Origin of the sequence: Thermocladium sp. ECH_B, assembly GCA_001516585.1 — an archaeon.
In the GTDB taxonomy this organism is placed as follows: Archaea; Thermoproteota; Thermoprotei; order Thermoproteales; family Thermocladiaceae; genus Thermocladium.
The window spans coordinates 1-5,584 of sequence record LOBW01000098.1; the positions used below are offsets into that span (position 1 = coordinate 1).

At 48.0% G+C, this 5,584-nt stretch carries 7 protein-coding genes; 1 reads left to right on the forward strand and 6 read right to left on the reverse strand.

What is annotated here, in order from left to right; all coding sequences use genetic code 11:
* The 6 genes from AT710_09050 to AT710_09075 form a co-directional block, all read right to left on the reverse strand.
* On the reverse strand, positions 1 to 505 hold a 505-nt coding region (locus tag AT710_09050), incomplete at its 3' end, for a hypothetical protein (GenBank protein KUO90424.1).
* Between the two features lie 52 nt (positions 506 to 557).
* A complete protein-coding gene (locus AT710_09055) occupies positions 558 to 1,388 on the reverse strand; it encodes a hypothetical protein (protein KUO90425.1) in 831 nt (276 codons plus the stop codon).
* Positions 1,389 to 1,431: 43 nt separating this feature from the next.
* Positions 1,432 to 2,472, reverse strand: coding sequence for a UGMP family protein (locus tag AT710_09060; protein KUO90426.1), 1,041 nt, complete (start codon positions 2,470 to 2,472; stop codon positions 1,432 to 1,434).
* 220 nt (positions 2,473 to 2,692) lie between these two features.
* Positions 2,693 to 3,076 carry a hypothetical protein gene (locus AT710_09065; protein KUO90427.1) on the reverse strand — a complete coding sequence of 128 codons (384 nt, stop codon included), beginning with the start codon at positions 3,074 to 3,076 and terminating at the stop codon, positions 2,693 to 2,695.
* A gap of 17 nt (positions 3,077 to 3,093) precedes the next feature.
* The gene (locus tag AT710_09070) at positions 3,094 to 3,675 is read right to left on the reverse strand and encodes a hypothetical protein (protein KUO90428.1); all 582 of its coding nucleotides are present in this window, start codon (positions 3,673 to 3,675) and stop codon (positions 3,094 to 3,096) included.
* Between the two features lie 163 nt (positions 3,676 to 3,838).
* The gene (locus AT710_09075) at positions 3,839 to 5,131 is read right to left on the reverse strand and encodes a hypothetical protein (protein KUO90429.1); all 1,293 of its coding nucleotides are present in this window, start codon (positions 5,129 to 5,131) and stop codon (positions 3,839 to 3,841) included.
* 43 nt (positions 5,132 to 5,174) lie between these two features.
* On the opposite strand from AT710_09075, the gene AT710_09080 reads away from it, so the two are divergent.
* Positions 5,175 to 5,584 (forward strand): phosphopantetheine adenylyltransferase (locus tag AT710_09080; GenBank protein ID KUO90430.1); only part of this gene is annotated, 410 nt, incomplete at its 3' end.

Consider the following 5,584-nt stretch of genomic DNA (forward strand, 5'->3'; position numbering starts at 1 on the left):
CTACCTGCCTTAAGTGAATGTTATGCACCTTTATTATATTTGGCGAAAGAGATATTATTAAGCCGGTAATCAATAATCCGCCGGCCATCATGTATCCATATTCATCCCCCCAATTAGACGCCAGGGAACTAACGAGTAGCCCAGTAGACAGTAGAAATACATAAGATGGTATGACATGCCTAGTCTTGCCCATTACGCCGAGGGCCAATCCAACCACTGATACCATTGATGTGAAGTATATGCCCATGGCGGCCCCAATTATGGCTGAGTTAAGGTAGGGATTAACCTGTCTAAGGTAGGCCCCAATGCCTGCCATGGCCATTGATATTGCCAAGGCATCCCTATTGCCGATCCTCGACGATAATAATATGGCCGGTATCTGTGTCCCCAGGAAAAAAGCAGTGAACAGCATCATGGACTCCCAGTTACTTGGGGCGGCGCTCACCATTATTAATAAGTAACCGACCAGGATCATGATCACAAGAGCGCCGAGCCCCTGCCGCATGTGTTTTAACATTGATTCTTAAATAAATACGTTTCGCGAATGGTAATTATGATTACCTAGATTGAAGTGCGCCATAGTAATAATCCATTACATGCGTTGGGAAGTATAAGAAAAGCAGGTTCACGGGAAGGGAACCCATCTTTCCGCCATATTGATAATAGAACACTGCGCAGAAGGGGCACACGGGATCCAGCATCTCTACCACGGTTGTATTGCTTCCCTTGGAGAAGAATAGCGAGTAACGCGACTTAACTATGCTTCTGAGAAACGCTAATTGCGAGTCACTTGCCTTGGTTCCACCACCATGAATCACCTCGAGCGTTGCATTCAATGCATTTGGAGTGGCGCCTATTACGTACGCGAACTTACCTGTAGCATTGTTGAATATCAGGAAGAGGGGGGTTCCCAATTGATTGCTCGGTATTCCCATCATTGAGGCAGTCTCATTAATGTAACTCAATGCCCCGCTAACTATGCTTAGGGACTTATTCAAGCTAGGCATTGAGTCACAGCTTGGGTATTTGTTGGCTAGATATTCATGAATTAATCCCGGGTAAAGCAATTCATATGTTATATTCCTCGTGTTCTCATACTTAACATTATAATACAGGTTAATCACGTATGATTCATTAATGGCGGAGAGGGCATCAGTGGCTGAGTAATTATTATATATGCAGGTCCATTGAAGCCAATCCGACACCCCATACCGGAACTCGGTGAGGAGTATTTGAGAAGCATTGACTTGAGTCGTTGTATTAATGGGTTGAGTTGTAATGGTTGGAGGAGTTGGTGACTTAGTCTTAGGTTTAATCGCGGTTACTAAGACTATTGCCGCAGCCACTAGGACCACGGCTATTATCGCTATCACTAATTTATTATTCATGAATAACCTAAGTCCCCTTCTCCTTTTATTTTTTCCTTACTGATTAATGGGGCTCTGGAACCCGGCTCCGGTTCTCCGCCTCATCATTAATGAATGGCTTTGAGCGATTAAACCATGGGGTTGGCACCTCATCGATTCTCCACCGCTGCTTCACTATGCTTTCCTCAATGCTTATCTGTAAACCGCTCTTCAACGCCAATAATCCGGTCCACGCAATCATTGCGCCATTATCGCCAGCCAATTGATGAGGCACAACGAGGAGCCTTGAATTGAATTCATTCGCAACGTTATTCATGATATCGATTAATCGCCTGCTCCTAGCAACGCCGCCCGCCAATACGAGCTCCTTCTTGCCTGTCAAGGCGATTCCACGCTCAACTACCTCCGCCAGCATATAGTAAATCGTCTCAATGAAGCTGAGGCACACATCCCCAATATTTTCTCCTCTCCTCAATAAATCGAGTGCCTTAGTATATATGCCGGCGAAGTATACATCCTGGCCAACAACATTATAGGGTAACTCAATGTACCGCGATCCCCTCGCCGCGCATTCCTCCACCCTAGGAACGCCGGGGAACCCGAATCCAGCCTCCCTAGCGAACATATCTATGCAGTTGCCCACGGCCACGTCCAGGGTCTCCCCAAAAACCCTATATCTATCACCGGAGTGAGCCAGCACCATTGTGTGTCCTCCTGATACCAATAAAATCAAGGGATCCCTTGCCCCCGTGGCTAATCGAGCTATCTCTATATGCGCTACTCCGTGATGAACGGGCACCAGTGGCTTTCCAAGCCTCAACGCCAGCGTTCTAGCTATAGTCGCGCCAACCCTGAGCGCAGGCCCGAGTCCAGGCCCCCGGGAGAAAGCTACTCCGCTTACTTCCCTGGCGTTGATTGCAGCAAATGTTTTCTTAAGTAATTCCGGCGCAACCCGTACATGGTGCTCAGCTGCCTCTCGAGGATGAATGCCAACCCCGCTTGGCGGGATATAGGTGCTCCACTCGTTCAGCAGAATCTCGCCCTCCTCATTTACTGCCCCTATGCCTAGGGTGTGCGCCGTTGATTCGATGCCTATGATTATCACTGGGAAGCGCCGTGGCGCCTACCTTTGCCGCCGCCCGCTCCTCCCCGTGAACCCGTCTCGAAAATAGTGTAGTTACACTTGCCGCAGTGCCACCTCGGGGTTGGCTCTTTATGGAATGCCATGACGGAACCGCATCGGGGACAGTACCTCCTGTTGAATTTGAAGACGCCGTTCTCCATATCAATGGTATACCAGAGATGAGCCCTGGCCTTCACGTCGGTCATTTGGATCCACCCTTCTTCGCGCCCTTCTTGGGTTTCTTCGCCTTAATTGCGTCACGGATTTTCTTAGCCTCCTCGGGCGGCATATTCCTTAACTTAATGTAGAGGGGTTCAATTGCCTCGCCCATTTTCTCATCGTTATAGACATGCACCTTGGCGATTGACTTGCCGAGGCCATAACTAGTCCTGATCTCCACTACATATACTTGGCTTTGCTTGACGCCCAGCATTGAAGCCGCCCTCTCCCTCACTTGCAGTCTGGTGGGGGNAGAGCCACCCATGTGTTGAATATTGATAACTAGCTCCCGTCTACCAAGTAATTTATTGACTTTCTCGCCGACTATGGCAAGTTCTCCACCGCTTTCTGTTGATTGTTGAGACATCTAACCAAAGCCTTTTATCAGGTAATTTTAATTTTTTGCCTATGACACGCATCGATGCCGCCAGCGCTTGATAAGGCTATGGCAACAGCATCCAATTCATCGGACTCAAGGGATGGATACCTATCCCTAAGCCAATCCCGCTTCCCCGCTGCTTCCGCTTCATTAACCAGAGTAACAGAGTCAAAGACGCCGCATGCATTTACCTCTCTCACAAAGCTTCTCCCCAATGCATTATTGCCTATTGCTAGTGATCCTCTAAGCTCCTTAAGCATGGAGACCGCCCTCCTCGGAGTCAGCGTTGCATGCATGAGCAATTCATTGCCGCTCATAAGCACTATGCCGAACCTCTTGCTTCCAGCGTCTGCCCCCACCATTAAATCATTGGTCTCGCCAGCCATGAATCTAGCCAACTTACGCGTAACGTCATTATCTATCCTGTACGCATTACAGTTCGAATCAATATAATAATCAAGAAGCATTAAATCACCGCAACCGCAATTATTAGGGTCATCAATGTACTCAATGCTTACAATGGTGTCGCTGGTTAATTCCAGTAATTCTTCATAGATCGCCCTCCTCCCCGCATACGTTATCCTCACGCTAATGCCTCTCCCCGTCTAAGTTTTAAGCGCTTCGCATCCCTAAAATTGCGATGCTTCGCCCTTTAGGGCTGAAATGGCTTGAAATTATGTTTGCTTCTATTGCTAATCCCGATACTGACCTCCTCCCCGCCCTAAAGGACGATACTTGTCGTTCGTTTTATCAGCAGCCGCAATTAACCGGATTGCTTGGCTTTATTAATTCCCTAATCAATATTGTGGCATACATTCCGCGCCTCAGCAGGAAGCTGAGTTTAATAGGATTAAATTCAATATTTTCTATTCGAGGCGCTGCATCTAGGATTCTCCATCCACCGCTTGCCGACGCCTCCGGAATAGCCTTTAACTTAAAGGATCTGGGGCTTACTCCCTCCTCGTGGAGAATATCATTCTCCCATTCTCTTAATGCGGCCTCGTTAGTCTTGTATCCAATCAATGCACCGGCAACCGCTGCCCTATTCCTCGCTATTAATGAATTAATTCTATCCTTAATTGTGCTGGTAACTATCATTCTATGAATGGTTGGCAAGCCCTTCTCATCAAGCAGCAAAACGCTGTCTCCCTCAATGGCTGAATTTATCGGTAGTTCCCTCCTTATCCTCTCGCTGAGCGATTTATTGAATAAGTAGGATTGGTAGGACTCAACATATAGCCGCAGCAACTCAAGGGGTAATCTCCTCAATGCGCCAATGAAGTCGCCTGGGTGATTCAGTAAGTAACTAGCCACGATTCTCTCGGCCCTATAGCTTGATGGGTATGAGTCGATGGCTTCCCGCAGCCTCCCCGAATCAAATAGTTCCCTTGCTTCCTTAGCGGCTTCCGGCTCCTCCTGCCTAGGGGATCCAGCTATCTCGGCAATGGCCTCCTCAAAGCGCCCCTCAATTATTTTCTTCCCAACGATATGGGTATTGGGCCGCCTTGTCCCAAATCTCTGGTACCCAAAGAAGTTGGGGAGACCCCTCTCGCGAATCTCCTCTAGGGTTTCCTGAATAATATCCCAGTTTCCTCCCTTAATCACTATATCGAATTTATTGCCGTATATTGACTTTGAGGTGCATGGCTCATCCATTGTAAATGCATCCAACACNTCGAGGTCATCATCCCTCAAGCCCAGCAAGTCCTGGGGCCTCACGCCGAGGATTGATACTGCCTGGACAGTGACTGCCTTAGCATCTTTCAGTCCAGCATAACTTATCCTGCCTAGAGGCACCTTTAGCCTCAACGATAATCTATCAATCATGGTGAACGTATCTATGCCCCTCTTCCTAACTATGCTCCAAGTCCATTGTCCAGGCCTGGGAACTGGATGTTGATCGGGCAGGATGGAGCCATCGATTAATACCTCTCTTACCTGGAAGTCCTCGAGGGTCTCTCTTATTGATCCACCGCTGCCAGGCGTATTCGTTATATAAACCCGTAATCCAAGCAATTCATCCAGACTAGACGCAGTCTTCACAAGTCTCCCACATGGTAAGGTTTTTAAATGGATATGGATACATATATCAATGCGGTTCTCCAAGGTTGCCCTGGGGGGTACATTCGATTCACTGCACAGCGGGCACATAGTCCTCCTCTTCGAGGCGATGAAGCATGGGGATAAAGTATTGATAGGAGTAACGAGCGACGCCTTTGCCCAGAAGTATAAGCAGTACAAGGTGAGGAATGTGGAGGAGAGGCTAAGGAACCTGGAGATACTGTTAACAAGGGAATTAGGGCTCAAGAGAAGCAGATTCGAATTAAGGGTTATCGATGACCCCTATGGCCCAGCGATAAGCGACCCGGAGCTTGACGCGATAGTGGTGAGCATAGAGACCTACTCCCGGTCACTTGAGATAAATGAGTTAAGGATCTCCAGGGGCCTGCCTCCATTAACTATCCTAATAGTTCCAATAATAAAGGATGGCTATGG